The sequence below is a fragment of the Ensifer sp. ENS06 genome (genome assembly GCF_014852205.1).
In the GTDB taxonomy this organism is placed as follows: Bacteria; Pseudomonadota; Alphaproteobacteria; order Rhizobiales; family Rhizobiaceae; genus Ensifer; species Ensifer adhaerens.
The window spans coordinates 35,585-60,781 of record NZ_JACVBC010000021.1; the positions used below are offsets into that span (position 1 = coordinate 35,585).

The 25,197-nt window shown below is 60.2% G+C and carries 21 protein-coding genes and 2 pseudogenes; 16 read left to right on the forward strand and 7 right to left on the reverse strand.

From position 1 onward, the window contains the following. Positions 1-167: 167 nt before the first annotated feature. Together IB279_RS37545 and IB279_RS34785 are read right to left on the reverse strand one after the other, a co-directional pair. A pseudogene (locus IB279_RS37545) lies at positions 168-302 on the reverse strand (IS30 family transposase); the annotation flags it as partial. A 55-nt stretch (positions 303-357) separates the two neighbouring features. Next, positions 358-606, reverse strand: a pseudogene (locus IB279_RS34785) (integrase core domain-containing protein); the annotation flags it as partial. A gap of 364 nt (positions 607-970) precedes the next feature. Between IB279_RS34785 and IB279_RS34790 the strand changes: the two are divergent. The 16 genes from IB279_RS34790 (at position 971) to hutH (ending at position 18,918) form a co-directional block, all read left to right on the forward strand. Beyond that, positions 971-2,101 (forward strand): ABC transporter substrate-binding protein, encoded by a 1,131-nt coding sequence (locus IB279_RS34790; RefSeq protein WP_192340913.1) that lies wholly within the window; start codon positions 971-973, stop codon positions 2,099-2,101. Between the two features lie 64 nt (positions 2,102-2,165). Further along, positions 2,166-3,035: a branched-chain amino acid ABC transporter permease gene (locus IB279_RS34795; protein WP_192340915.1), complete on the forward strand. Its 870-nt coding sequence runs from the start codon at positions 2,166-2,168 to the stop codon at positions 3,033-3,035. A 20-nt stretch (positions 3,036-3,055) separates the two neighbouring features. Then, entirely contained in the window at positions 3,056-3,895 is an 840-nt protein-coding gene (locus tag IB279_RS34800; protein WP_210338771.1) for a branched-chain amino acid ABC transporter permease, read from the forward strand. After that, positions 3,892-4,638: an ABC transporter ATP-binding protein gene (locus tag IB279_RS34805; protein ID WP_192340919.1), complete on the forward strand. Its 747-nt coding sequence runs from the start codon at positions 3,892-3,894 to the stop codon at positions 4,636-4,638. Before IB279_RS34800 ends, IB279_RS34805 begins: the two co-directional genes overlap by 4 nt. Beyond that, the gene (locus IB279_RS34810; protein ID WP_192340921.1) at positions 4,639-5,382 is read left to right on the forward strand and encodes an ABC transporter ATP-binding protein; all 744 of its coding nucleotides are present in this window, start codon (positions 4,639-4,641) and stop codon (positions 5,380-5,382) included. Between the two features lie 10 nt (positions 5,383-5,392). Beyond that, a complete protein-coding gene (locus tag IB279_RS34815; RefSeq protein ID WP_192340923.1) occupies positions 5,393-6,127 on the forward strand; it encodes an IclR family transcriptional regulator in 735 nt (244 codons plus the stop codon). A gap of 17 nt (positions 6,128-6,144) precedes the next feature. Beyond that, on the forward strand, positions 6,145-7,230 hold the full coding sequence (locus IB279_RS34820) for a DUF917 family protein (protein WP_256439316.1): 1,086 nt from the start codon (positions 6,145-6,147) through the stop codon (positions 7,228-7,230). Further along, positions 7,230-7,841 (forward strand): glutathione S-transferase family protein, encoded by a 612-nt coding sequence (locus IB279_RS34825; protein WP_192340927.1) that lies wholly within the window; start codon positions 7,230-7,232, stop codon positions 7,839-7,841. Before IB279_RS34820 ends, IB279_RS34825 begins: the two co-directional genes overlap by 1 nt. Next, the gene (locus IB279_RS34830) at positions 7,838-9,139 is read left to right on the forward strand and encodes a Zn-dependent hydrolase (RefSeq protein ID WP_192340930.1); all 1,302 of its coding nucleotides are present in this window, start codon (positions 7,838-7,840) and stop codon (positions 9,137-9,139) included. Before IB279_RS34825 ends, IB279_RS34830 begins: the two co-directional genes overlap by 4 nt. Positions 9,140-9,165: 26 nt before the next feature. Next, positions 9,166-10,806, forward strand: coding sequence for a urocanate hydratase (locus IB279_RS34835; protein ID WP_192340932.1), 1,641 nt, complete (start codon positions 9,166-9,168; stop codon positions 10,804-10,806). A gap of 2 nt (positions 10,807-10,808) precedes the next feature. Beyond that, the gene (locus IB279_RS34840) at positions 10,809-13,154 is read left to right on the forward strand and encodes a molybdopterin guanine dinucleotide-containing S/N-oxide reductase (RefSeq protein WP_192340934.1); all 2,346 of its coding nucleotides are present in this window, start codon (positions 10,809-10,811) and stop codon (positions 13,152-13,154) included. After that, the gene (locus IB279_RS34845) at positions 13,151-14,512 is read left to right on the forward strand and encodes a dihydroorotase family protein (protein WP_192340936.1); all 1,362 of its coding nucleotides are present in this window, start codon (positions 13,151-13,153) and stop codon (positions 14,510-14,512) included. The genes IB279_RS34840 and IB279_RS34845 overlap by 4 nt, the downstream gene beginning before the upstream one ends. Positions 14,513-14,652: 140 nt before the next feature. Further along, positions 14,653-15,675 (forward strand): ABC transporter substrate-binding protein, encoded by a 1,023-nt coding sequence (locus IB279_RS34850; protein WP_192340938.1) that lies wholly within the window; start codon positions 14,653-14,655, stop codon positions 15,673-15,675. A gap of 66 nt (positions 15,676-15,741) precedes the next feature. After that, positions 15,742-16,599: a proline/glycine betaine ABC transporter permease gene (locus tag IB279_RS34855; protein WP_192340940.1), complete on the forward strand. Its 858-nt coding sequence runs from the start codon at positions 15,742-15,744 to the stop codon at positions 16,597-16,599. Beyond that, positions 16,592-17,407, forward strand: a complete 816-nt coding sequence (locus IB279_RS34860; RefSeq protein WP_192340942.1) for a glycine betaine/L-proline ABC transporter ATP-binding protein — start codon at positions 16,592-16,594, stop codon at positions 17,405-17,407. Before IB279_RS34855 ends, IB279_RS34860 begins: the two co-directional genes overlap by 8 nt. Next, positions 17,404-18,918 carry a histidine ammonia-lyase gene (gene hutH / locus IB279_RS34865; protein ID WP_192340945.1) on the forward strand — a complete coding sequence of 505 codons (1,515 nt, stop codon included), beginning with the start codon at positions 17,404-17,406 and terminating at the stop codon, positions 18,916-18,918. Before IB279_RS34860 ends, hutH begins: the two co-directional genes overlap by 4 nt. A gap of 1,114 nt (positions 18,919-20,032) precedes the next feature. Here hutH and IB279_RS34870 read toward each other — a convergent pair. The 5 genes from IB279_RS34870 to IB279_RS34890 form a co-directional block, all read right to left on the reverse strand. Further along, the gene (locus IB279_RS34870) at positions 20,033-20,278 is read right to left on the reverse strand and encodes a hypothetical protein (RefSeq protein WP_192340947.1); all 246 of its coding nucleotides are present in this window, start codon (positions 20,276-20,278) and stop codon (positions 20,033-20,035) included. Between the two features lie 545 nt (positions 20,279-20,823). After that, positions 20,824-22,242 (reverse strand): aspartate ammonia-lyase, encoded by a 1,419-nt coding sequence (locus IB279_RS34875; protein WP_375292975.1) that lies wholly within the window; start codon positions 22,240-22,242, stop codon positions 20,824-20,826. Between the two features lie 280 nt (positions 22,243-22,522). Further along, positions 22,523-23,224 (reverse strand): ABC transporter ATP-binding protein, encoded by a 702-nt coding sequence (locus IB279_RS34880; RefSeq protein ID WP_192340951.1) that lies wholly within the window; start codon positions 23,222-23,224, stop codon positions 22,523-22,525. Beyond that, a complete protein-coding gene (locus tag IB279_RS34885) occupies positions 23,217-24,008 on the reverse strand; it encodes an ABC transporter ATP-binding protein (RefSeq protein ID WP_192340953.1) in 792 nt (263 codons plus the stop codon). Before IB279_RS34885 ends, IB279_RS34880 begins: the two co-directional genes overlap by 8 nt. Further along, positions 24,005-25,195: a branched-chain amino acid ABC transporter permease gene (locus tag IB279_RS34890; RefSeq protein WP_192340955.1), complete on the reverse strand. Its 1,191-nt coding sequence runs from the start codon at positions 25,193-25,195 to the stop codon at positions 24,005-24,007. The genes IB279_RS34885 and IB279_RS34890 overlap by 4 nt, the downstream gene beginning before the upstream one ends. Positions 25,196-25,197: the final 2 nt, after the last annotated feature.

Sequence of the window (25,197 nt, forward strand, 5' to 3'; positions counted from 1 at the left end):
CCGTTCACGCGGATCGCGCCGCATCTGACGAAATCGCTCAAAACCGCCGGTCGACCAGGTGTTTCGCCTGCGCGCCGGACTCTCCCTACGGCCCGCGTGTACACTGCTTGTTCCCGTTTGGGAGATCCTAACTGAAGTGCATCATACCGGCTTTTTAGGGTAGGCGTTCAGCTCCCATCTTGCAAATGTGCACGAAACACTTCGGGAGGCGTCCTGTAGTCGAGGCACTTTCTCGGCTGGTCGTTGAGATTGCGAGCAAGCTGGATAAGGTTACGTTGCGATACGGCTGCAAGGTCAGAGGTGGCTCGGTTTGTCTGAACAGTTTCGGGCGTTTCGCTAAGTCGATTTCCGCCTCGATTATGCCGCCACCATCATTGGTGCCAGCGCGTCGAAGTAGGCCTGATCCGGCGTCTGCCGGTCAAGGGATGAATGTGGGCGTCGGCTATTGTAAAAGGTCAGATATCGGCCAATGCAGACGCGGGCCTTGGACACGGTCTTGTAGGCGTGGAGGTAGACTTCCTCGTACTTGATCGAACGCCAGAGCCGTTCGACGAACACGTTGTCCCGCCACGTACCCTTGCCATCCGTCGAGATGGCGATTTCGGCAGTCGGCCCGAAGGCTAGTCCAATTGGCCAAATCTCCTTTGCGCATGATCTCAAACGGATCGGCGCCGATCGCGCGGCTGACCTTCACGAAGTTGGCAGCATCCACCGCCGTTCCTCAAGTTCAAACTATGAAACGAGCGTTTGCCGTTGGCCAATGCACTGGCCCATTTCGACTTGAGTGACGTTCGCAGCTTTGCGGGCTGCCTGAGCACTTGAGCTTGGGTAGGTCGTGAAAGGAATGCTCTGCGCACCTCCTGTCCCCATCCTGAGGCGTCCGGAAAAAGAAACGGCCAGTCGAAATTGACACGACTTCCGCAGAATGGTAGTTACTTCCACACAATGAAAGTCGGTGAGGAGGAAATCGATGCCAGTGGTCTTCAGAAAAGCGCTCCAAGTGCCGTCAATTTCCGCGGCCATTTGGTTGGTTGCGGTACCCGCATTTGCCGATGTGAAGATTGGCTTCCACGCGCCCACCACCGGGTTCGCAGCAGCCGACGGCGTCTCGGCTCAGTTGGCGGCGGAGATGGCAGTCGAAGAGATCAATCAGGCCGGCGGGATGGCAGGCGAGAAGGTTGTTCTGGTCAGCTACGACGATCAGACCCAGCCTCAGCAGGCGATCGCTATCGCGAACAAGTTGACGAACCAGGACGCCGTAGATTTCGTCGTCTCCGGCAGCTACTCGGAACCGACGCGCGCAGCGGCCACGATTTTCCAGGAGGCCTCGACTCCTTATGTCGTGTCCTATGCGACGCATCCGGCAATTACGCACGCCGGCGATTATGTCTTCCGGAGCTTCAAGCTAGGCCCGGTGCAATCGAAGTCTGCGGCTTATTTTCTGGCTGACCACCTGAAGGTCAAGAAGATCTCGGTGGCCGTCCTGGACAACGACTACGGGCAAGGAGTGATTGCTGGATTCACGCCCGCGGCACATGAGGCAGGGCTCCAAATTGCCGGTAGCTACACATTCGGCATGAAGGACCGGCAATTTGGCTCGATTGTCGCAAGTATCAAGAGAGACGATCCGGACGCCGTTTTCGTGGCGGGTCTCTTCTTCCACGGCGGGCCGCTGGCCATTCAGCTGCGCGCCGCAGGGATCAAGGTTCCTATCGTTGGTACGCAAGGGTTCGATTCCGACGCTCTCATCTCGATCGGCCGGCAGGCCGCTGAAGGCATCTACGTCATCAATGGTCTGAACCGCGATAATGACGACGCCACGTTTCAGCACATGATGACCCGTCTGAATGAGAAGAAGGCGGAGTCGCCTTCGACTGCGGCCGCTGTCTATTCCGCTTTCATGCTGCTCAACGATGCGGTCAAGCGTGCAGGGTCGACCGAGAAAGCCAAGGTTCGCGACGCGCTCCAGAGCACGTCTGAGTTCCCGCATTTCTATGGGACGTTGGCGGCCTTCACTACCGAACGGGAAGCGGAGCTCCCGACCCCCGTTATCATGGTGAAGGACGGCAAGTTCGTCTCCTCTGGCAACGCGACGAAGTGACTTCTAGGACTGGGATTTCCTCCCAGTCTTCTTGCCACGCGTTGAAAACGGGGGATGCCCGACAATGTACTATCTTGAACTTGCAGTCCAAGGTCTCGTCTTTGGCAGTATGTACGCCCTGATGGCGATCGGGCTGACATTGATCTACGGCTTGATGCGTATTCTTCACGTCGCGCACGCCGCGGTCTTCGCTACAGCCGCCTATGTTGCGGTGATCGTGACCAATGCGACGGGCAGCCTGTGGATCGGTGCGCCGGCGAGCGTCGTCATCGCCGCCTGCGCGGGCGTACTGATCAACCGCCTAGTTTATCAGCCCCTGACGTCCCGTCCCCCGCTCGTGGCGCTCATCGCGTCGGTGGGGCTCATGATCTTTATCGAGGACGCGATCCGGATCGTCTTCGGCAATCTCGGACTCTCGTTCGACGACAACCCCTGGCTCTACGAGACGCTGGACATTGGTGGTATGACGATTGGCCTGTTGCAGGCAGTGATGTTCTTGTCAGCCACCGCGATCCTGACCGGGTTCGCCGTGTTTGTAGCTTTCAGTCGCACGGGTATTGCCTGGAGGGCGACGCTTGCCAATCCGCAAATGGCCACTTCATTCGGCGTCGATGTCGCTCGCGTTCATGACCTGAACTTCGCCATCGGCTCCGCCTTCGCGGGGGTTGCGGGTGTCCTGATCGCGCTACTCAACAACTACGTAGAGCCTGGGATGGGCATGGTGGTGGGCTACAAGGCCCTGGCCGTCATCGTGCTGGGCGGACTGGGGAACATGGCCGGGGCGCTGGTGGGCAGCCTGCTGCTGGGGGTCGCAGAATCGTTCGGAACAATCTTCCTGACGGACGTGCTTGATCGCGACGCGATCGCCGCGGTCTGCCTCGTCGTCGTGCTGATGCTTCGCCCGCAGGGTCTGGTTTGGAGGAGGGCAGTATGACCGGGTACTTCATCAGTCTCGTGCCGCTCGTCGGGATCAACATCCTTCTCGCCTTGGGGCTCAACGTTATTGCCGGGTTCTGCGGTCAGATCAGCCTCGGGCAGGCAGCATTCTTCGGCATGGGAGCTTACGCTTCCGCATTGTTGGCGCTTTCCGGCTGGCCGTTCTGGGCTGTGTTGCCTATCGTAACGCTGCTGGTGGGCCTTTGTGGTGTGGTGGTGGGACTGGTATCGTTGCGCGTCCGCGACGACTTCCTCGCAGTCACTACCATTGCCGTCAACTTCTTGTTCCTCGGCGTTATTCGCAAGAACGAGTTCTTTGGAGGCGAAGTCGGGCTTGCCGGCATCCCGGCGTCCGGTCTCGGACAGCTGGGTTTCGCGATCTTCATTTCCGTCCTAGTGGCAGTGTCGATCGCTTTCTGTGTGTACTTGAAGAAAAGCTGGCTGGGTTTCGCTTTCACCTCACTGGCCGAAGACGAGGCGGCGGCGCGCGCGATCGCCATCCCTGTCCCGGTATACAAGCTAACGGCCTTCTTCATCGGCTGCGCCATGTCCGGCGTCGCAGGCTTCCTCTATTGCTATTATTCGCGGTTCATCAATCCGGATGCCTTCGGTTTCCTCGTTTCGGTCTCGATAGTCGCCATCGTCGTTATTGGTGGCATCGGATCGGTGGCCGGTGTGACCGCCGGAGCGGTGCTCCTGACACTGTTCCCGGAGGTCTTCCGCTTTGCCGGAGAATACCGTCAGCTCATCTTCGGCGCGCTCCTTCTATTGGTGATGAGGTTCAGCCCTGGCGGGATAGCGGAAATCGCAATGCGGGTGGTCGAACGCGCTGGAAACCGAAAGGCCCAGATCGCATGACGGCTATCCTTGAATCCACAGATCTCCGCATCTCTTTTGGCGGAGTCCAGGCTGTCCGTGGCGTAGGACTTTCGCTCGACGAAGGCGAATTGCTCGGGCTCATTGGTCCGAACGGGGCGGGGAAGACCACTCTTCTTCGTCTGCTGACCGGGATATTGCGCCCCGATGCGGGTCGCATTCTGCTGAGGGCACGCGACGTCACACGCCTGTCGATCGATCGGCGGGCCAGGGCCGGCCTTGCGATCACTCATCAGATCGTCAGGCCGTTCCGCTCCATGTCGACGATCGAAAACGTCATGATTGCAGCGGGCCACAAATTGACCGAGTCGCCCGCATGTGCGGTCTTGCATGTCGACCGCGGCGCGGCGCGCTCGAAGGCGCAATCTCTCCTCGAGCTTGTCGGCCTCGCAAGCGTGACCGAGAGAAAAGCGGGCGCCCTGCCTCTGGGGCAGCTGAAGCGGCTGGAAGTCGCGCGTGCGTTGGCGCTGGAACCCGATGTCCTTCTACTGGACGAGCCCTTGGCTGGGTTGAACCATGCTGAAGCGTCGATGCTGAGCGATGTGATCGCGGGACTGAATAGAACTGGCCTGACCATCATCCTGGTTGAGCACCGCTTGGCTGAGGTGGTGCGCATTTGCAGCCGACTCGCCGTGCTCGACCAAGGTAGCCTCATGGCGACCGGATCGCCGACCGAGGTTCTGGCCCGTCCGGACGTTCAAGCCGCTTACATGGGGGGACACTAAATGCTGACCCTGGAAAGTATGTCCTGTGGCTACGGTTCGATCGTGGCGGCGTCGAACATCAGCTTCTCCGTCGACCAGGGTGAAATCCTTGCGCTGATCGGCCCAAACGGAGCGGGGAAGACTTCGACGATCATGGCGACTATGGGCCATGTACGGGTGACCGGGGGTGCGATCCGTGTCGACGGACGGGACATAACCCGCGAGTCTGCAAGGAGGCGGCCGCATTTGGGCGTCGCCGTGGTGCCGGAGGGGCGGCGCCTCTTCAACGAACTCACTGTCGAGGAGAACCTGACAGTAGGCGGGTACATTTGTGCCGCCGCAGTCGCAAGCGCAAACATGGAGCGGGTCTATTCGCTTTTCCCGCGCTTGGCAGAGCGAAGGCGTCAGATAGCGGGCTCGATGTCCGGAGGCGAACAGCAGATGCTCGCCATCGGCCGTGCGTTGATGACCTCTCCGAAGGTCCTGCTGGTCGACGAACTGTCACTCGGTCTGATGCCGAAAATCATCGACCTTTGCCTCGAGACGATCGTTGGCCTGAAGAAGGAGGGGATGGCGATAGTCCTCGTCGAGCAGAACACGGACCGTGCTCTCGATGTCGCGGACAGAGCCGCTGTCCTCTCCTCCGGTCGACTGGTCGTGACGGGCGCTCCGTCTGATCTCAGATCCCGCGAGAGTTTCTTCGAAGACTACCTCGGGCTAGACATTGACTACGCCACAACGGGCGATGCTCAGCGACATGTCTAGGAGATTGCAAATGAACGATCAGAAATCTGCAAACGGCGGCGAGAACGAAAAAGGCGGCCAGGATCGCGCAACCGTGCGTGCGGTCGATCGGGCTTTCGATCTGCTCGGATGCTTCAGCGCCGAACAGAAGACGATGACCCTCACGGAAGCCGCGCGAGCCGTAGACTTGCCGTTGAGCACGGTTTCTCGGTTGATGGGAACGCTGGAAGCTTCGCAGTTCGTACGCCGCCTCGCCGATGGACGATACATGCCAGGTGGGCGACTGCTGCGCATCGGAGTGATCGCACTGCATGGCGTAGAACTCTTCGATACATCCGAAGAACACCTGGAGCGCCTTGCGAAGCTGACTGGTGAATCCGCGAACTTTGCTATCCCGACGGGCGACGGGAAGATGCTCTACATCCGGCAGGTTCGTAGCCAGCATACGGTGCGCCACGACAACTGGATCGGCCGCTCTGTCCCGATCAAGGGCACGGCAATCGGTGCGGCGATCCGCGGCGCAGTCAACGAGCGCGGCTACGCGCATGTGAGCACGACGCTTGAGCCCGACGTCACGGCGATCGCAGCTCCCGTGTACGGCGCGGACGGCCAGGCGATCGCTGCAATCAGCGTCACGGCGCCGACCTATCGCGTCGGCGACATGTTCATCGAGCGCACCGGCGAATGGCTGGTCGCCGAAGCCGGCGAGATGTCGGCCAACCTTGGCGCATCGAAGCAAAGCGCGAGCGGCCGACTAGAGACCTGAAACGAAGAAGGCAGGACATGAAAAGAAAACTGACGAACGACGATATCGCGGCCGCAATGATCGGCGGCCTGCTGCTCTCCGCGGGAGGCAGCGGCATGACGAGGTCGCTTGAGCGCCACGATGTGGCCGCGGAAGTCGCCCTGGGCTATGGCGATGTGGAATTCGTGTCCGTCGACGAACTGCCTTCCTATGGGTACCTGCTGGTGTCCACCTCGGTCGGCGCGCCCGGCTTTGCCAAGCCGGAACTCGTTCTACGCGATCACGTCGATGCGGCACGTGCGCTTATCGATAAGCTCAACAGAAAGCCGGTCGGGGTGATTTGCGGCCATGTCCCGGGCTTCAACGGCTGGCTCGTGGCCGCAGCGTTGGACATTCCATATGTCGACGCCGCCGCCAACGGGCGCGGTCATCCGACCGTCAAAATGGGCGGTATGGGCCTGGCGTCGCAGCCGACGTCGTCTATCGTCCAAGTCGCGCAGGCAGGCTTTGCCGAGACCGGCTCCAAAATCTCCGTCGTCGCCGAAGGCAACCTGGTCAAGACCTCACAAGTGATGCGGCATGCCGCAATTATCAGCGGCGGTCTCGTGGCGGCGGCCCGCGGCCCGTACGATGTTGGCTTCGTTGCGGAAAACGGCGCGCTCGGTGCGATCAGCTTCCAGATCGACCTCGGCCGGGCGATGCTCGACGCCACGCCCGGCGCCGACCGCATCGCCGCCGCCGCCAACTTCATGGGCGGTGAGGTCCTGGTCTCCGGTACCGTCACGGAAAACAGCGTTGCGTATGGCAACGGCTTTGACGTCGGACGGATCGTCGTGTCGGACGGAACGCGTGAAGTCGTGCTTGGCGTCTACAACGAATTCATGACCGCAGACCTCAACGGGCGGCGGGCAGCGACCTTCCCGGACATGATGGGTTCGCTCGATCCGCAGACGGGCGATCCGATCGCTATCGCTCAGTTGCCCATTGGGTCATCCGTTGCGATCGTCACCGCGCACCACAAGCGATTTCCGCTCGGAAAAGGCGCCATCGACCCAGTGGTTTTCATCGAAGTCGAGGAAGCACTCGGCGTCGCACTCTTCTCCTACATCAGAGATGCCGCGTAATGATCAAGCTCTATGACAGCAAGCTTTCAGGCAACGCCTGGAAAGTCCGCCTACTGCTGCGCCATTTGGGCATTCCCTTCGAGCGGGTGACTATGAACCTAGCCGAGGCTCCGCATAAGACGCCCGACTTCGCTGCGCGGAACCCCTTCAAACGGATACCCGTGGTTGGCTTGCCCGACGGCAACCATATCTCCGAGTCCGGTGCAATCCTTTTGTACTTCTCGGAAAACACTGCTTTGCTGCCGGTAGCTCCGACGCAACGTGCTGCGGTCGTTTCCTGGTTGTTCTACGACCAAGGCGATCTTTCCCGCTTCCTGGCGTATCCCCGTTTTTTTGCCATGACCGGGCAGGCTGAAAAGCAGGCTGACGTAATTGCTCACTACAAGGGAATCGCCAGCACTGCCTTCGCACCTGTAGAGCAGTCCCTTTCGCAACACGACTGGATCGCCGGCGATCAGTTGACGGTCGCGGATTTCGCACTCTACCCGTACATCCGCCTCGCACCGGAGGGTGGATACGATCTCGGCGGCATGCCGTCCTTACGCGCTTGGTTGTCGCGGTTCGAGGGCTTGCCTCGCTTCGAGCACCTCGTGCCGGAGGAGCCGCGATGAACAGTCATGTACGAGAGGCCAGTAACGCAGTGATCAACCCGGACCGGCTCTGGGATGATCTTATGGCACTAGCTGAAATTACGGAGCCTGGTCGCCCGCACACACGGCGCTCCTTTTCGCCGTTGTTTCTGGATGGACGGCGCTGGCTGGAGGGTCGCTTCGAAGAGGCGGGCATGAGCGTACGTTGCGACAATGCCGCGAACCTGATCGCGCGACGCGAGGGCAGTGTCGCAGGCCTGTCGCCGATCGTGCTTGGCTCGCATTCCGATACCGTGCCGTCAGGCGGACGTTTTGACGGGATACTTGGTGTCCTCGCCGGACTGGAGGTCGTGCGGACCCTGACCGAAAGAGGGATCGTCACCCGGCACCCTATCGAGGTTATCGATTTTCTCGCCGAGGAACCGAGCGAGTACGGGCTTTCCTGTGTTGGAAGCCGCGCGATGAGCGGTCATCTGACGAATGATCTGCTGGCGCTGAAGCGTTCGGACGGGGAGAGTCTCGGCCAGGCCATCGCCAGAGTCGGCGGTAAACGGGACGAGCTAGCGGAAGCGGTGCGGACTGACATCGCCGCCTTCCTAGAACTCCATATCGAACAGGGGCGCGTGCTGGAAAGCGGTGGAACGGATGTAGGTCTGGTTACCGGTATCGTGGGCATAGTTCGGTTGCGCATCGTCTTCGCAGGGGCGGCGGATCATGCGGGGGCCACGCCATTCGACCTGCGCGAAGATGCTCTCGTGGCTGCAGCCCATATGGTCACGACTGTTCGCTCGGTGGGCGAGGAGCTTTCAACGCGGGGACGAGGCTACGTCATTGCGACCACAGGCTGCCTCGATGTGGAGCCGAATGCCGCCAACGTCGTTCCCGGACGCGTCACTATGGTCGTCGAGGTTCGAGCCGAAGATGCGGCCATACTCGACGAATTCGTCGAGGTTATCGACAAGACCAGCGAAGTCGTCGCGTCGTGGCTTCGTGTCCGGCGTTCGGAATTCACGTTGCTCTCATCCTCCCGGCCAGCACTTTGCGACACGAGACTACGCGATCATCTCGCGGCATCCGCACAAGAGCTTCGGCTCACTGCGGTCCTGATGGCGAGCGGCGCCGGTCATGACGCGGCGTTCCTCTCCCTGATCGCGCCGATGGCGATGGTCTTCGTACCCAGCCGTGACGGCAAAAGCCATTGCCCCGAGGAATGGACGGAAAAGCAACAATGCGCCGACGGGACGGCAGTTCTGCTTGAGGCACTGCTGCGCGTCGACCGTGACAAATCCTTCGATGCGCCGGCCGTGGCTGACGCGTAATCCCTGAAGCCTGCGAGGAAATTCCAATGACTGAAAACCGCTTTACCGCCCAGAGGGGTACGCAGCTTCGCTGCAAGGGCTGGCGGCAGGAGGCGATCCTGCGCCTTCTCGAAAACAACCTCGAAAACGCCGAGAACCCGGCGGATCTCGTCGTCTACATGTCCTGGGCAAAGGCTGCTCGTGATTGGGAGAGCTTTGAACAGGCGGTCGCGGCGCTGAAGCGTCTTGAGGAAGACCAGACGCTTGTGATGCAATCCGGCCGCCCGGTCGGACTGTTTCCCTCCCAGGGCACGACGCCCTTGGTGCTTATGGCCAACGGGAACGTTGTCGGCGGCTGGGCCGGAGACGACGACTATCGCGCGCTGGAGCGCAAGGGGCTGACGATCATGCCCGGGATGACGGCCGCCGCATGGCAGTACATCGGCAGCCAGGGAATTCTGCAAGGCACATACGAAACCTTCATGACCGCGGCGCGCATGCACTTTGGCGGGACGTTATCGGGCCGTTTGATCGTGACCGGCGGATGCGGCGGCATGAGTGGCGCGCAGCCGCTTGCAGGCCAGCTCGCGGGCGCGGCCACGCTGGTAGTCGAAGTCGACGAGAAGCGGGTTCGTCGGCGCATCGACACCGGGTATTGCCAGCGCCTGACCCATGACCTTGAGGAAGCGCTTGCCTGGTGCACCGAAGCGCGCGCGTCGGGCGTGGGCATCTCGGTCGGTCTCGTTGGCAACATTGCCGACGTGCTCGTCCAACTCGTTGAGAAGGATATCACGCCCGACATCGTGACCGACCAGACGATCGCTGACCCGGTCGCCGGGTATGTCCCTGGCGGCATGAGCGTAGAAGAAGCCGCAGCCCTGCGTAAGGCCGATCCGGACACGCTCAAGGCGCGGGCGAATGAGACACTGATTGCGCATGTTTCAGCGATGCTGACGCTCAAGGAGCGCGGCGCGGTCGTCTTCGAATACGGCAACAACCTGCGCAAGTATGCGAGCCAGGCTGGTCTCAAGACGGCGTTCGGCTTTGGCTCGTTCATCGAGGCCTACATCCGGCCGCTCTTCTGCGAAGGCATTGGGCCGTTCCGCTGGATAGCCGCATCGGGAGAGCCTGGCGACATCCATATGATCGACGATCTCATCCTGGACATGTTCCCCTCGGACCACAGGATTTCGAGCTGGATCCGCACGGCGCGCGACCATGTGCAATTTACGGGACTGCCGGCACGCATCGGTTGGCTCGGGCTCGGAGAGCGCCGCATTCTGGCGCTCGCAGTGAACGAACTGGTGGCGAAAGGGCAGCTGAAGGGACCGATTGCCTTCACGCGGGACCATCTCGACTCCGGCTCGGCGACACTGCCGCACCGGGAGACAGAGAACATGGCCGATGGATCGGACGCGATCTCCGACTGGCCCATCCTCAATGCGCTGCTCAACTGCGCCTCGGGCGCCGATCTGGTGGCCGTACACGGAATGGGCAACTGGGCGCAGTCGGCCGGCGTGACGACGATCGCCACCGGCACGCAGGACGCCGCCGCCCGCCTGGCCCGTGTTATGGACAACGACACCGGGATAGGGGTCCTGCGCCATGCGAGCGCCGGGTACGAGACAGCGCGCGAGAAGGCGCGGACTGCTGGTATCGGCATTCCGGAACAGCTCGATCGGATCTGATGATGAGCAGCAGCGCTCCTAAGCCTGTTCTGACCACCCTGCACTGGGGCACCTATGGTGTGACTGTCGAGGACGGCCGCCTGACCCGTGTCGAGCCTTGGGCGGGCGACCCCGACCCATCGCCGATCGGCAGTTCACTTGTGGGGTCGGTGGACGGGGTGCTGCGCGTCGCTCGACCTGCTTTCCGGAGAGCGTGGCTCGAACGGGTGGGAACGGCTTCGTCCGGTTTGCGTGGTGCTGGACCGTTCGTTGAAGTCGATTGGGACGAAGCTCTCGATATCGTGGCAGCCGAGGTGAGCCGGGTGCGGACCCAGAACGGTAGCTCGGCCATCTTCGGCGGTTCGTATGGCTGGGCGAGCGCGGGTCGGTTCCACCACGCACAGGGCCAGCTCCACCGGTTCCTCAATGCCGTCGGTGGTTACACCTCCTCGGTGAACGCGTATTCCTACGCTGCCGCCGAAGTGATCCTTCCGCATATCATCGGCAGCATGGAGGGACTGACCAGTCACCAGTCCACGTGGGATGGAATAGCCGGACAAGGTGGTCTCGTCGTTTCCTTCGGGGGCATGCCTCGGCGCAATGCGCAGGTGCAGGGTGGCGGTGTCGGCAAGCACGAAGTTTTGCAAGCCATGCGAAAGGCAAACTCGCACGGCGTGCGTTTCATCAGTCTTTCACCCGTGAAGGATGACGGACCGGACGGTATCGATTTCGAATGGCATGCGCTGATACCCGGTACGGATACGGCTGTGATGCTGGCCATGGCGCATGTGCTTCTGTCCGAGGAGGTTTGCGACAGGACGTTTCTCGATCGCTACACTGTCGGCTTCGAACAGGTTCAAGCCTACGTCCTCGGTGGATGCGATGGTGTGGCCAAGACGCCGGAATGGGCGGCGGGAATCTCCGGCCTCAGCGCGCTGACTATCCGTGAACTGGCGCGTGCGATGGCGGCGACGCGAACAATGATCATGGTCAACTGGGCGATCCAGCGGGCGGATCACGGCGAGCAGCCCTACTGGATGGCGGTGACGCTCGCAGCGATGCTTGGCCAGATCGGACTTCCTGGGGGAGGCTTCGGCTTCGGATATTCCTCCACCAACGGAGCAGGGCGCGCTGAACTACCTTTCAAATGGCCGTCGGTCGCAAAAGGGAAGAACCCGGTTTCCGACTTCATTCCGGTGGCACGCATTGCGGATATGCTGCTCAATCCCGGCGGCGCCTGTGATTTCAACGGCCGCCGTCTAGTCTATCCGGATATTCGGATGATCTGGTGGGCTGGAGGCAATCCGTTCCATCATCACCAAGACCTCAACCGTCTCGTACACGCTTGGCAACGTCCTGAAACCATCATCGTGAACGAGCCCTACTGGACGGCAACCGCGCGCCATGCCGACATTGTTCTGCCGGTGACGACGCCGCTGGAGCGGGACGACCTGGCCTTTTCAAACCGCGAGAACTTCGTGGTGGCGATGAAACGGGTGATGGACCCCGTCGGGGACGCACGCGATGACTTCGCGATATTTGCTGATTTGGCTGCACGGCTTGGTGTCCAGGACGCCTTTACCGAAGGCCGGTCCGCCTCTGACTGGGTGAAAACCCTCTACGACGACGCGCGCTCGCGGGCCGCGTTCCATGGCTCCGCCATGCCCGACTTCGAAACCTTCTGGCGGCTTGGAAGCGTCGAAGTCGAACGCACGGTCGTTTCGCACGACCTGCTGTCCGATTTTCGCGCTGACCCGGCCGGACGGCCACTGCGGACGCCGTCAGGACGCATCGAATTGTTCAGCGAGACCATCGCCGGTTTCCGTTACGAGGGCATCCCTGGTCATGCCGTTTGGCGAGAACCGCGTGAATGGCTGGGCAGTCCGCTAGCGCGAGAGTTTCCGTTACACCTTCTCTCGCCTCAACCGGCGGACAAGCTTCATAGCCAATATGATCAAGGCGTGGTGAGCCGGGCTGCAAAGGTCGCAGGCAGAACCCGCCTGCTGATGAGCCGCCACGACGCCGAAGCACGCGGGATCGGGGAGGGCGACGTCGTCAAGGTGTTCAACGGCCGCGGCGCGTGCCTAGCCGGTGCAAAGCTCGTCGATACGATGCTTCGCGGGGTCGTCCAACTACCGACCGGATCTTGGTTCGACCCTGAGAACCCGGGTGTTCCAGGATCGCTGGAGCGTCACGGAAATCCAAATGTCCTGACGCCAGACCGCGGCACTTCGCCAATAGGGCAGGGCCCGACATGCAACTCCGCACTGGTCGAGGTCGTACGCTTCGACGGGCTGCCTCCGGCAGTCGAAGTGCTCGCCCCGCCAGCAATCGTTTCAGATCAAGTAAAAGGTACAAACCAACCATGAGCGATTTCGATCTTGTTGTCACAGGACGCGTTGTCCTTGCCGATCGTGTCATCGAGGACGGATTTATTGCCGTCCGCGATGGCACCGTGGAGCGCGTCGGCAGCGGCACCCCGCCCGCGGCGCGCGAACGTCATGATTTCGGTGGCGCATATGTGATGCCAGGTGCCATCGATTCGCAGGTCCATTCCCGCTCGCAAGCCGGGCAGGAGGACTTTGTCTGGTCGACCCGTTCCGCAGCGGCTGGAGGCGTGACGACTGTCGTCGACATGCCTTACGATGCCGGGTTCCTCGTGTGCACAGGTGACCGGATCAAGCGGAAGGCGCTCGAGGCGGGCGAACAAGCTCGCGTTGACTTCGCGCTCTACGGCACCATTGCTCCGGAGGATGGTCCGAAGGAGATAGACGGAATGGTGGAGGCGGGTGCTTGTGGCTTCAAGTTTTCGACATTCAACACCGACTCCAAGCGGTTTCCACGAATAGCGCCGCAGACACTCTACGCCTGCTTCGAGCAAATCGCTCGTCACGGGTTGATTGCCGGCATCCACAACGAAAATGACGAGATGGTGCGAGCGGCGATCGCCGAAGTCGAGATGTCCGGGATACGTGACTATCGTGCTCACGGACTTTCGCGTCCTCCCGTGACCGAAACCCTTGCCATGGCCGAAGTGTATGAATTGGGCGCACAGAGCGGGTGCTCCACACATGTCGTGCATTGCTCGGTTGGCCGCGGCTATGAGCTGTGCAACGGCTACCGACAACAGGGCCATGATGCGACGGTGGAAGCTTGCATCCACTATCTGACCCTCGATGAGGAGAACGATGTACGGCGGCTCGTGGGCAAGGGAAAAATCAATCCTCCAATTCGCCCCCGCAAGGAAGTGGAAGCGCTTTGGCACCATCTGGCCGCTGGGAACATCACGGTTGTCTCGACCGATCACGTTAGTTGGTCCGAGGACCGCAAGTCCGATCCGGACATGCTGAAAAATGCTTCGGGAGCGCCGGGTCTTGAAGTGCTCTACAGCCTTCTCATGAAGGGGCTGACGGAGCGCGGTCTTCCAGTCACCTGGGCCGCTCGACTGCTAGCAACCAATCCTTCTCGTCTATTCCGTATAGGTCACCGGAAAGGTGCGATCGAACTCGGGCGTGACGCAGATATAACCGTAATGGCGCACGCCCCTAGCATTTACGAGCCGGGGGCGAGCGGCCACAACTATGTAAACTGGAGTCCCTATCAGGGCTTGGAGCTGCCGTTCCGGCCGATAGCGACCTTCGTGCGCGGTACCTGCGTCTTCGACGGAACCGATGTCTTGGTTCCCCCAGGATTCGGCGCCTTTGTCCGGCCAGCAGGCGCGGGCTGACGTCTTCAGCTAATCCCGCGAACTCCAAAACATCTTCAGAGCAACAGGGACCGCGTCGTTTGGCTCGGACTCAACAAGCTGACTCTGCCTTCAGCAGGCAGCGACATGACTGCAACAACAACTCCAGAAAGGGAAATGAGATGAGGCTTTTGCGAACTTCCGTCGTAGTCGGCGCCTTGGCGATCAGCAGCGCTGCACATGCTGCGTCCTATTGCGAGGCGGGCAATACAGTTAAATTTGCCGGTCTCGATTGGGAAAGCGGCTCGTTCGTTACCGAGGTGATGAAGATAATCTTCGCCAAGGGATACGGATGCAACGTCGAGTCCGTGCCCGGCACATCCGTGGTTCTTGAGCACGGCACAGTAACCAACGATATCCAGGTGTTTGCCGAGCAGTGGCTGGGCAGGAGTGACACGTGGACTGAAGCCCTTGCGGCGGGGAAGGTGGTCAACGCAGGCAGGCCCTTTGTTGGTGCTTCGGAAGGCTGGTTCGTTCCCGACTATGTCGTCCACGGAGACAAGGAGCGCGGCATCGAGGCTTCCGCGCCGGACCTGAAGAGCGTTTCTCAACTCTCTGAGACAAGGATCATCGAGCTTTTCGCCGATCCGGAAGAGCCCACGAAGGGGCGGTTCCTCAATTGCCCGTCGGGATGGTCATGTGAGGGTTTGACCACTGTGAAGCTGAAAGCATACGGTCTCGATCAGGCTTACATCAATTTCCGCCCTGGGACCGGCACGGCGCTGGACGCGGCAATTGCCTCGGCATACGCGCAAGGCGAACCTATTCTTTTCTATTATTGGTCCCCGACCGCGGTGATGGGGAAATACAAACTGGTCAAGCTGGAGGAGCCTGCCTACAGCGATGATTGCTGGAAAGACCTGAGCAGCGGCAACGGCAAGCACGATAAGGCCTGCGCTTTCCCGGCGGTCGACGTCGCCTACGGCGTCAGCACCGAGTTCGCGAAGGCCGCTCCGGAGCTTATCGAAATCCTGTCAAAGGCAACGATACCCCTGAGCCAGGTCAATGAGACTCTGGCTTACATGGCGGACAATCAATCGGACGGTGCCACGGCAGCCGCTCACTTCCTCAAGACCAAGGGCGACATCTGGAGCAATTGGGTTTCGCCTGACGCCAAGGCGAAAATCGAAGAGAGCCTCAAGTAGCCAACGTCAGTTTCGAGTGGGCTCCCGTCGCAGACTGTGACGGAGCCCAACACGAAAGGTAATTCCATGTTTCCCGAAAGTCTTCATGTCTCGATCGCCGGCCCCGTCAACGGTTTCGTGCAGATCCTCGTGTCAAACTACGGCGGCTTTTTCAAAGCTGTTTCGAACGGCATCCTTCAGGTCGTACTGTTCATTGAATGGGTGCTGCGTGGTTTGCCCTGGTGGGTGCTCCTGGTCGTCTTTGTCGCATTGGCGTGGCAAAGCACGAAGCGTGTCAGTTTGGCGGCCACGATCGGCGGCCTCCTCATGGTCAGTGGTATCCTGGGGCTTTGGGATCTGACTATGCAGACCCTTGCACTGATGTTGACGGCCACATTCATATCGGTCGTGATTGGGCTGCCAGTCGGCATACTGGTCGCGAAAAGCCGATGGGCTCGATCCGTTGTGCTGCCGCTGCTCGACGTCATGCAGACAATGCCGAGCTTTGTGTACCTCATCCCGGCCATGATGCTCTTCGGACTCGGCAAGGTTCCGGCGATTTTGGCAACGATCATCTACGCCGTACCTCCACTAATCCGCTTGACCGACCTCGGTATCCGGCAGGTGGACAGCGAGGTTCTTGAGGCTGCGACCGCTTTCGGCGGTAGCCCACGACAGATCCTGTTCGGCGTCGAACTGCCACTGGCGGTGCCGACCATCATGGCCGGTCTCAATCAGACAATCATGATGGCGCTGTCGATGGTCGTGGTTGCGTCGATGATCGGCGCTCGTGGTCTCGGAGAGCAGGTGCTCAACGGAATTCAAACGCTGAACGTCGGAAAAGGAATGGAAGCCGGCATTGGCATCGTGATCCTCGCCATTGTTTTGGACCGCATCACGCAGGGCTTCGGCCGCTCGAAAAAGGAAGAGGCACAACGTGGCTAACATCGAGATCCGCAACGTCTACAAAGTTTTCGGCGCAAAAGTTCCAACCGCAATGGCGATGCTGCGCGACGGTCGCAGCAAAGTGGAGATTCTAGCTGAGACCAGGTGCTCCGTAGGTCTGAACGACGTGAACATGTCCATCGGTGCGGGCCAGATCTTCGTGATCATGGGGCTGTCAGGGTCGGGTAAATCGACACTCGTTCGGCATCTGAACCGCTTGATCGAGCCAACTAGCGGCGAACTGTTGTTCGACGGCCAAAACATCGTGAGCTTGAATCCGCAGGAGCTGCGTTCCTTCCGTACAAGCCGCATCAGCATGGTCTTTCAGAGTTTCGGATTGTTCCCGCATCGCACGGTGCTGCAGAATGTTATGTACGGCCAGAAGATCCGCGGTACGGAACACGAGCAGGCGCGCGCCATCGGCAAAAAATGGATCGACGTCGTCGGCCTCTCTGGCTACGAAGATCGTTATCCATTTTCATTGTCCGGCGGGATGAAGCAACGAGTTGGTTTGGCACGTGCACTGGCTGCTGACACCGATGTCATTCTGATGGACGAAGCCTTCAGCGCGCTCGACCCGCTCATCCGGTCCGATATGCAGGACCAACTGCTGGATCTGCAAAAGAACCTCTCCAAGACAATTGTCTTCATCACGCATGATCTCGACGAGGCTCTAAAAATCGGATCAGAAATTTCGATACTCAAGGACGGACAGGTTGTTCAGTGCGGAACACCAGATCACATCCTGTCGCATCCGGCGGACGATTACGTAGCGCGCTTCGTCAAGGGGAGGCAAATACACGCATGACAACCATTATTATCGATCAACCGCTTTCATGGCGCGATATCGCAGCGGTCTCCGAGGGTGCAGGACTTACATTATCCGATGCGGCGCGGGACCGGATCGCCAACGCAAGAACCCTGGTCGAGGCCATAGTCGAGAAGAACATCCGAGGATATGGCATCAACACTGGCGTAGGCGCACTATGCGACGTCATCATTGATCGAACTCAGCAGCAGAAACTGTCGCGCAACATTGTCATGAGCCATGCATGCGGGGTAGGTGACCCACTCGGTCGGGTCGAGACCAGATCAATCATGGCGGCGATGGTGAACACCTATGCGCACGGTCGATCAGGGGTGCGGGTTGAGGTAGTCGAGCTTCTATGCGCCATGCTTAAGCACGATTGTATTCCTGTTGTGCGTTCCAGGGGGTCCGTCGGCTATCTGGCTCACGCAGCCTGCATCGCACTCGTCATGATTGGATGTGGACACGCCCTTCTTGGAGGCGAAAAGGTCGGTGGTGCGGAGGCTCTTGCTCTCATTGGACATGAGCCGCTAGTCTTGCAGGCGAAGGAGGGGTTGAGTCTCGTCAATGGCACGGCCTGCGCGACTGGTTTGGCCTGTGTTGGATTAGCTCGAATGGCGCGTCTCGCTGATTGGGGCGATGTGGCAGCGGCGATGAGCTATGAAAATCTCGGAAACCAGGCGGGCACATTTGACGATGAAACGCTTTCTATGCGTCAGTCGACAGGACTCCTGGAGGTTGGGGGGACACTGCGGTCGTTGCTCGCCGGAAGTCCGTTGCTTGCCAAAATAGCAGGCCGCCGGACACAGGATCCGCTCAGCCTGAGAGCTGTCCCGCAAATCCATGGAGCCGTGCGCGACAATTTTTCGCACGTGGCTGACGTGGTCGACCGGGAGCTAGCTAGTGTAACGGACAATCCGGCCGTGAGCGGCACCGCCGCAGCTCCCGCTGTCCATTCACAAGCGCATGCCGTTGGCGCCGCAATTGCGCTTGCAATGGACAATCTGGCGGTTGCCGCTTCCTTGCTTGGGGCCGTTTCGGAGCGCCGCATTGACCGTCTAGTTAATCCCCTTGTCAGTGGTTTGCCGGCCTTCCTTACGGCGGACAGCGGCACATGCACGGGATTCCAGGTGGTTCAATGCACAGCAGCTTCGCTTGCCGCTGATAATCGCCGCTTGGCGGCACCGGCCTCGTTGGATGGCGGCATCACAGCTGCCCTGCAGGAAGATATCCTGACCCACGCCACGCCCGCCTCTCTTAAACTCCTAACCATTCTTCGGAATGTCGAGGAAATCTTGGCTATCGAGTTGCTTTCGGCCGCGCAAGCCTACGACCTTCAATCGAGACTAATGCATTCCGCGACGGCGACAACGGCGGTTTGGCGGCAGATACGGGAAAGGGTACCTACGTATGCCGATGACAGGCCTATATCCGATGACATCGACGCCATGCGAGCGTTAATGTCGGGTTGTGTTCGTGCTGTGCGAGAGGAGCAACCGGGCGGTCGTTAGATGCGTGCTGCGCGATGCCGGGAGGTTAGTAGGTCGTGCACGAGACTCTCGTGCTGCGGAGAACTGCGAGTGAGCTTTTGGCAGCCATGAGAGGGAGCCTGGGCTTTGCCCGGGCTCTTTTTGTTTTATTGCTTGCGGTCGACCGTCAAATAGGGACTGCAGGTGTCGCCTTGGATCGGGAGAGAGCCGCGATTCCACGGAACCCCTACGCGGGGCAAGGTCAACCGCTCTGCGGATCTTGGAGTGTGGGAATTCATTTGGCATCTGCTCAGCGCCGTCGCCTTGGGGTTAGCGCTCCTGTCCATCGAACGACATTCGCCAGGACGCGGAACCTTCTTGTCAGCAGCCGCGGACTCGAGGACGTGACGAGGTGATGGGATCGCCCATGGACGCCGACCAGACCCGCGCGATGCGCCGAAGCCGCCGTGCCGCAAGATATGTTCATACCCTTATGCCGAGTTAGGCATAACGGAATTTATCCCGGGGCCCATACCATGCCGAGCCCATTCCCTAAGGCCCGAGATTTCCGGTAATCCAGATCAAAAGCTCGGCATACTTTGAACGCGTTGGAAGACCAGGCTCGGCCCAAACCTGTCATGGCATGGGCTCACGTTTCGGCCAGCATTGTAAGGAGCCGGGAATAGTCGGGTCTTTCCAATCGGGATGCTCGTCGAGCCTTGCAATCTTAAAGCCCGCGTTTACGGCTGCAGTTACGATCTCTCCCAAAATCGAGAACCGGTACATACACCTCCCGAGACTTTCGCCGTCGTCGGCGGGGGGTCGGAACGTCCGCTTCGATCCGTCTGGAAGTAGTGGTGCGGGTCTTCTGCCCAGTACAGTTTGCGTTGAATGGGATGAAATTCATTTAAAAGGAGAGTGCCATCATCTATCGCAAGCTCTCGCATCACTTGGAAAAAGCGGTTTAAGTCTTGGTGGTAGTGAAGAATGCCAAGCTCAAGCACCAAGACGTCGGTGGGCGGTTTCGGCCGAGTTCATCTGCCTTCAGGACATCACAGAGAGCCTAATCGATAACCACACCCGCGGCATCAGAACGAGCCTTGTGCCACAGGGCTAGCGGGCGAGTGGAATTTGAGAATGTCTTCACCGAGGCATCTCATCTCGGGACGCGTCTAATCGGACTGGGGTGGGCTGTTTCTTTCCCTTGAACAGCATCCGCCTTTCTCATTGCGCGGAAAAATGCTCGTGCCGCTTGAATGAGGCTGGCGAAAACTTGCGTAATGCTGCGCTCAGCCAGTGCTTCGGATTGTTTGATCGCGACCCGGACGGCGTTTTGGTCGCCGCGCGCCGCGCATGCGGCCGCGTCCAGGAGCGGTTGGTCGGATTTATGGATGCCGATCATGTTAGGATCTCCTTTTAGATCACGATTGGTACTTGATAGAACTCCAGAAATTCACTTGGAGATCTGTCGTAGCGTTGACGCGTTTGTGGATTGGAGAGGATGGAATAGGCGTAGTCGACGTCCGCGTACAATTGCAGCGACAGCACTAGTTTTCCGAGAAAACCGCTTTGGGGCGTTGCTGTCCGTTGTCGGTAGGCAGCGTCTATCTCGGAACACGTACTGTCAGTAGCGACCCTGAGGACTTCGTAGAGATTCACGCTGCCACCTCGAAATCATGGACTTCCAGGATAGGATGGGCAGTCAGAATGAAAACGACGATTTGTTGATCCATTGGATCAGAAAATTCTATCAGTCGGCGTGCTTCGTCATCGACACGATCGAGTTGCCCGGCGCTCTCGGTGAGACGCGCCTTGAGATGCGAATATGTGAGGAGTGCCGCCGAACATCAATCGCACGTCACCCATAGAAAAATGCTCGGCGTTCAGGAGAACGCCGAGCAGTGAGCAGGGGCTGGCGGCGCCCTGCGGGGATGGAAGAATGCCGGTTCACACGGCCCGTCTGGCGGATGTCGGCCGCACCAGCAGGTGCAGGTCGGTGGTCTGCGCGATCAGATCCTCCGACAGATCGGTGTGCCGGGCAAGAACGTCCCGGATCGTCATGCCACTCGAAAGCATCTCCTTGGCGAGATGGGCAGCGCGCTCATAGCCGATCGCGGGTGTCAGCGCGGTGGCCACCGCGGTGCTGGCCTCGAGATGCTTGCGGCAGGCCTCGGGATTGGCCGTGATCCCAGACACGCACCGGATGCGCAACGTCTCGATCGCATTTGTGAGCAGATCGATCGAATGCAGCGTATTGTAGGCGATAACAGGCTCCATCACGTTGAGCTGCAATTGCCCGGCCTCCGATGCGAGCGTGATCGTCAGGTCGTAGCCGATGACCTGAAAAGCCACCTGGTTCACCACCTCCGGCACCACCGGGTTGACCTTGCCGGGCATGATGGACGAGCCGGGCTGCAAGGCAGGGAGATTGATCTCGTTCAACCCGCCTCGCGGGCCACTGGAAAGGAGGCGCAGGTCGTTGCAGATCTTCGACAGTTTTGTGGCGGTTCTCTTCAGCATGCCGGAGAAAAGGACAAAGGCGCCCGTGTCCCAGCACGCTTCGATTAGATTGGCGGCAGCGACGACAGGCAGGCCTGTGACCGCGCGAAGTTCGTCGACAACCGCCGTCTGATAGTCCGCGCTGGTATTGATCCCTGTTCCGATCGCGGTTCCACCGAGATTCACTTCCCGGAACAAAGAGACGATCTCCTGTAGCCTCACCACGTCCTCACGCAAGGTAATGGCGAAGGCACCGAACTCCTGTCCAAGCGTCATGGGCACTGCATCCTGCAGTTGAGTGCGCCCGAGCTTGAGGATGTCGGAGAAGCTTCCTGCTTTTTCCTCGAATTCTGCCGCCAGAAGCTCCAGCGCCTGGCTAAGCTTCTTGTGCGAGAACAGGATGGCGAGGCGGATGGCGGTCGGGTAGACGTCGTTGGTGGATTGGGCGAGGTTCACGTCATTGTTGGGATGCAGGGCCGCATAGTCACCGCGCGGTCGACCGAGCATTTCCAGGCCGCGATTGGCGATGACCTCGTTGATGTTCATGTTCGTCGAGGTGCCAGCGCCGCCCTGGAAGACGTCGAGGGGAAAGGCGTCATGATGCCGGCCGGTGACGATCTCCTCGCAGACCCGGCAGATCACCTCACCCTTTGCCGGATCTAGATCGCCAAGCTGCACATTCGCCCGGGCGGCAGCCATCTTCACATAGGCGAGCGAGCGGATGAAATGCGGGAAATGGCTGATCCGTATGCCGGAAATGGGGAAATTGGTGATCCCGCGGGCCGTCTGTGGCCCGTAATAGACATCCGCCGGTATTTCTACCGGGCCGAGTGCGTCCACTTCGATGCGTTCTGGCTGGGTGGTCACTGTCAAGGTAAGCTCCCGTTCTGGAAGGAAGATAGTAGGGGCAACGGGAAGGCAGGTGGCCCCTTGGGAGGTGCTCGACCGCCAGCCGTTGAATTGCCTGGATGAGAAATACCGTGCGATCTTGCATTGCCCAAATAGTCTTTGCTGGACCGCTGGTTCGGAAAAACGTTCAGACCGCCTGGCAGGCTCCGCATCGCATCCTGTCAGCACCGTCCGAATCCGGCCGACGAGGCTGGATTCGGGCGGCTGGCGCCGCATGGACGGATCGCCCACAGGATGACTAGAGATAGAGATGGCGGATCGTGTCGTCCTTCAGAAGATCGCTGCTCCGACCGCTGAGAACGATCTGTCCCCGAATGAGGAGGTAGCCCCGCTCGGCGATCGATAGGGCCGTCTCCGCGTTCTGCTCGATGAGCAGAACGGCCTTACCCTCGTTGCGGATGCGGGCGACGATCTGGAAGTATTCGTCGATCAGCTTTGGCGAAAGGCCAAGCGATGGCTCGTCCATGACAACCAGTGCCGGATCCCCGATCAGCGCGCGGGCAAGCGCGACCATGGCCTGCTCGCCCCCCGACATGGTGCCCGCCTTCTGACCGAGCCGCTCGCGGATGCGCGGAAAGAGGTCGGCCATGCGATCGATCTGCGCGTTGAAATCGAGCGCCGCGTTGCGGGCGGCATCGAAGCCCAGCCGCAAGTTCTCTCGCACGGTTAGCGTCGGGAAAAGACGTCTGCCTTCCGGCACGAAGCCGGCGCCAAGACTGGCGAGCCGCTCCGTGCCGCTCTCCTTCACATCCTTGCCGGCAATGCGGATGCTCCCTACATCGCTGCGCAGCAGCCCGCAGATGGCGTTGAACGTGGTGCTCTTGCCCGCGCCGTTTGGGCCCAACAGGCAGACCATTTCGCCGGGGCCGACATGCAGCGACACGTTACGGAGCATCGGCACGGGGCCGTAGCTGGTGCTTACAGACTTCATCTCAAGCATGATTGGCTGCCTTTTGTCCAAGATAGGCTTCCTGTACCCGCGGCAGCAGCCGCACCTGGCTGAAGTCGCCGTCGGCGATCTTCCGTCCGTAGTCGATCACGGCGACCCGATCCGGCAATGTCGCGACCAGCCGCATGTCGTGCTCGATGATCAGGAAGGAGAGGCCCGGCCGTTCGGCCATCAGCCGCCTCACGTCGGCGATGAGCGCATCGGTATCGCGATCGTCCATGCCGGAAGAGGGCTCGTCCAGCATGACGACCTTTGGTTCGGATGCGAGCGCGCGGGCGATTTCCAGCCGCCGGCGGTCGGCCTGCGGCAGGGCGCCGGCAAGCGTGTGGCGCCGTGGATAGAGATGCGGAGAGACGGAGCGGATCAATGCGCTGGCTTGTTCGGCCGCACTTTCCAGTTCTGCGCGGGCCTTGGCTGGGCGCAGCAGCGCCTGCAATACCCCGGTGCTCGTGCGCGTATGCATTCCGATCAGCACGTTGTCGAGCAACGTCAGATCATTGAAAAGTCGGCTCGACTGGAAGGTGCGAGCGATCCCCGCCGCCGCGATGCGGTGGGCGGGCCAGCCAGTGATGTCCTGTCCCTCCAGCGTCACGCTCCCCCGGCTCGGGGTGTAGATGCCTGAGATCAGGTTGAGGAGCGTGGACTTGCCGGCGCCGTTCGGGCCGATCATGCAGACGATTTCGGAAGCATTGAGTTCGAGGTCGACCTCCGCCACTGCGACGAGACCGCCGAAGCGGATCGACAGGTCGCGAACCTCCAGGAGCGGTTTCTTCATTGATGGGCTCCGTAGTTGCGGGCGCGCTGCGGGAAGAGACCCTGCGGGCGCAAGATGAGGAAAAGGATCACGACGATCCCAACGAAAAGCAGCCGGTAGTCCGAGAAGATGCGCAGCTTTTCCGGCAGTATTGTCAGCAGGAATGCACCGATGATGACGCCGAGCGTATTGTCCATGCCGCCAACGATCACCATAGTCATGATCGTCACCGAGACGAGGAAGGTGAAGTTGTCAGGCGAGATGTAGCTTACATAAAAGGCGTAGATCGTTCCGGCGAAAGCCGCGAGGAAGGCGTCTACGCCGAAGGCAAGCATCTTGTAGCGCACGATGTCGATACCCTGACAGCGCGCGGCCAACGGATCTGCGCGCAGCGCATTCCAGGCAAGGCCGACGCGGCTGTCATGCAGCCGCTTGGCGGCAATGATCGACACACCTACGAGAACGGCGGACAGGTAGTAGAAATTGGCCTGGCTAGGTAGGCGGAAACCGAAGATCTCGATCGGCCGAGCGAAGGAATGACCGAAGAGGGTCGGAGCCGGGATGCCAACCAGGCCGTTGGCGCCGCCAGTCCAACTGAAGTTGTTGAGCAATTGATGGATGACGATGGCGAAGGCGATCGTGACGAGCGCGAGATAGCTGTCCTTGGTGCGCATCGATGGAAAGCCCAGAAGGAAGCCGAAAATTGTCGCAACCACGGCTGATGCGGGCAGGGTCCACCAGAAGGAAACACCGAAATGGATCGCCAGCAGCGCTGAGGTATAGGCGCCGATGCCGTAGGAGGCGCCGGTGGCGAAGTTAGGGATGTTGGCGCTGCCGAGCTGGAAGTTCAGCGCCAGCGCAAGGACAGCATAGAGTTGGGCCACGATGAGAAGATGCAGCACGTAACTGCTCCCCTGCATGAAGAAGGGATAGGCGAGCACGAGCAGCGCGCCGAGCGCGGTGGCGAGGCGGCGCTGGTCGTGGAATGCGCTGACGATGCGCTCTTCCAGCTGCGGGCGCACCTGCATAAGGGCGAAGATCGCGCCCATCAGCGCGAGCAGGAGCACGGTGATTGCTGTCTTTTCCGTGAGCAGGAACGCGCCGAGCAGGACGGCTCCGCCGATCTCGACCGCTGTGACGATTGCTGCATTCGTTGCGAACGCCGGACGGATGGCCAGGACTTCGGTGTCAATTTCGGTTTGCGACATGG

Coding starts and splice junctions, on each gene's coding strand:
- IB279_RS34790 (WP_192340913.1), top strand. CDS start 971: ATGCCAGTGGTCTTCAGAAAAGCGCTCCAAGTGCCGTCAATTTCCGCG.
- IB279_RS34795 (WP_192340915.1), top strand. CDS start 2,166: ATGTACTATCTTGAACTTGCAGTCCAAGGTCTCGTCTTTGGCAGTATG.
- IB279_RS34805 (WP_192340919.1), top strand. CDS start 3,892: ATGACGGCTATCCTTGAATCCACAGATCTCCGCATCTCTTTTGGCGGA.
- IB279_RS34810 (WP_192340921.1), top strand. CDS start 4,639: ATGCTGACCCTGGAAAGTATGTCCTGTGGCTACGGTTCGATCGTGGCG.
- IB279_RS34815 (WP_192340923.1), top strand. CDS start 5,393: ATGAACGATCAGAAATCTGCAAACGGCGGCGAGAACGAAAAAGGCGGC.
- IB279_RS34820 (WP_256439316.1), top strand. CDS start 6,145: ATGAAAAGAAAACTGACGAACGACGATATCGCGGCCGCAATGATCGGC.
- IB279_RS34825 (WP_192340927.1), top strand. CDS start 7,230: ATGATCAAGCTCTATGACAGCAAGCTTTCAGGCAACGCCTGGAAAGTC.
- IB279_RS34830 (WP_192340930.1), top strand. CDS start 7,838: ATGAACAGTCATGTACGAGAGGCCAGTAACGCAGTGATCAACCCGGAC.
- IB279_RS34835 (WP_192340932.1), top strand. CDS start 9,166: ATGACTGAAAACCGCTTTACCGCCCAGAGGGGTACGCAGCTTCGCTGC.
- IB279_RS34840 (WP_192340934.1), top strand. CDS start 10,809: ATGAGCAGCAGCGCTCCTAAGCCTGTTCTGACCACCCTGCACTGGGGC.
- IB279_RS34845 (WP_192340936.1), top strand. CDS start 13,151: ATGAGCGATTTCGATCTTGTTGTCACAGGACGCGTTGTCCTTGCCGAT.
- IB279_RS34850 (WP_192340938.1), top strand. CDS start 14,653: ATGAGGCTTTTGCGAACTTCCGTCGTAGTCGGCGCCTTGGCGATCAGC.
- IB279_RS34855 (WP_192340940.1), top strand. CDS start 15,742: ATGTTTCCCGAAAGTCTTCATGTCTCGATCGCCGGCCCCGTCAACGGT.
- hutH (WP_192340945.1), top strand. CDS start 17,404: ATGACAACCATTATTATCGATCAACCGCTTTCATGGCGCGATATCGCA.
- IB279_RS34870 (WP_192340947.1), bottom strand. CDS start 20,278: ATGATCGGCATCCATAAATCCGACCAACCGCTCCTGGACGCGGCCGCA.
- IB279_RS34880 (WP_192340951.1), bottom strand. CDS start 23,224: ATGCTTGAGATGAAGTCTGTAAGCACCAGCTACGGCCCCGTGCCGATG.
- IB279_RS34885 (WP_192340953.1), bottom strand. CDS start 24,008: ATGAAGAAACCGCTCCTGGAGGTTCGCGACCTGTCGATCCGCTTCGGC.
- IB279_RS34890 (WP_192340955.1), bottom strand. CDS start 25,195: ATGTCGCAAACCGAAATTGACACCGAAGTCCTGGCCATCCGTCCGGCG.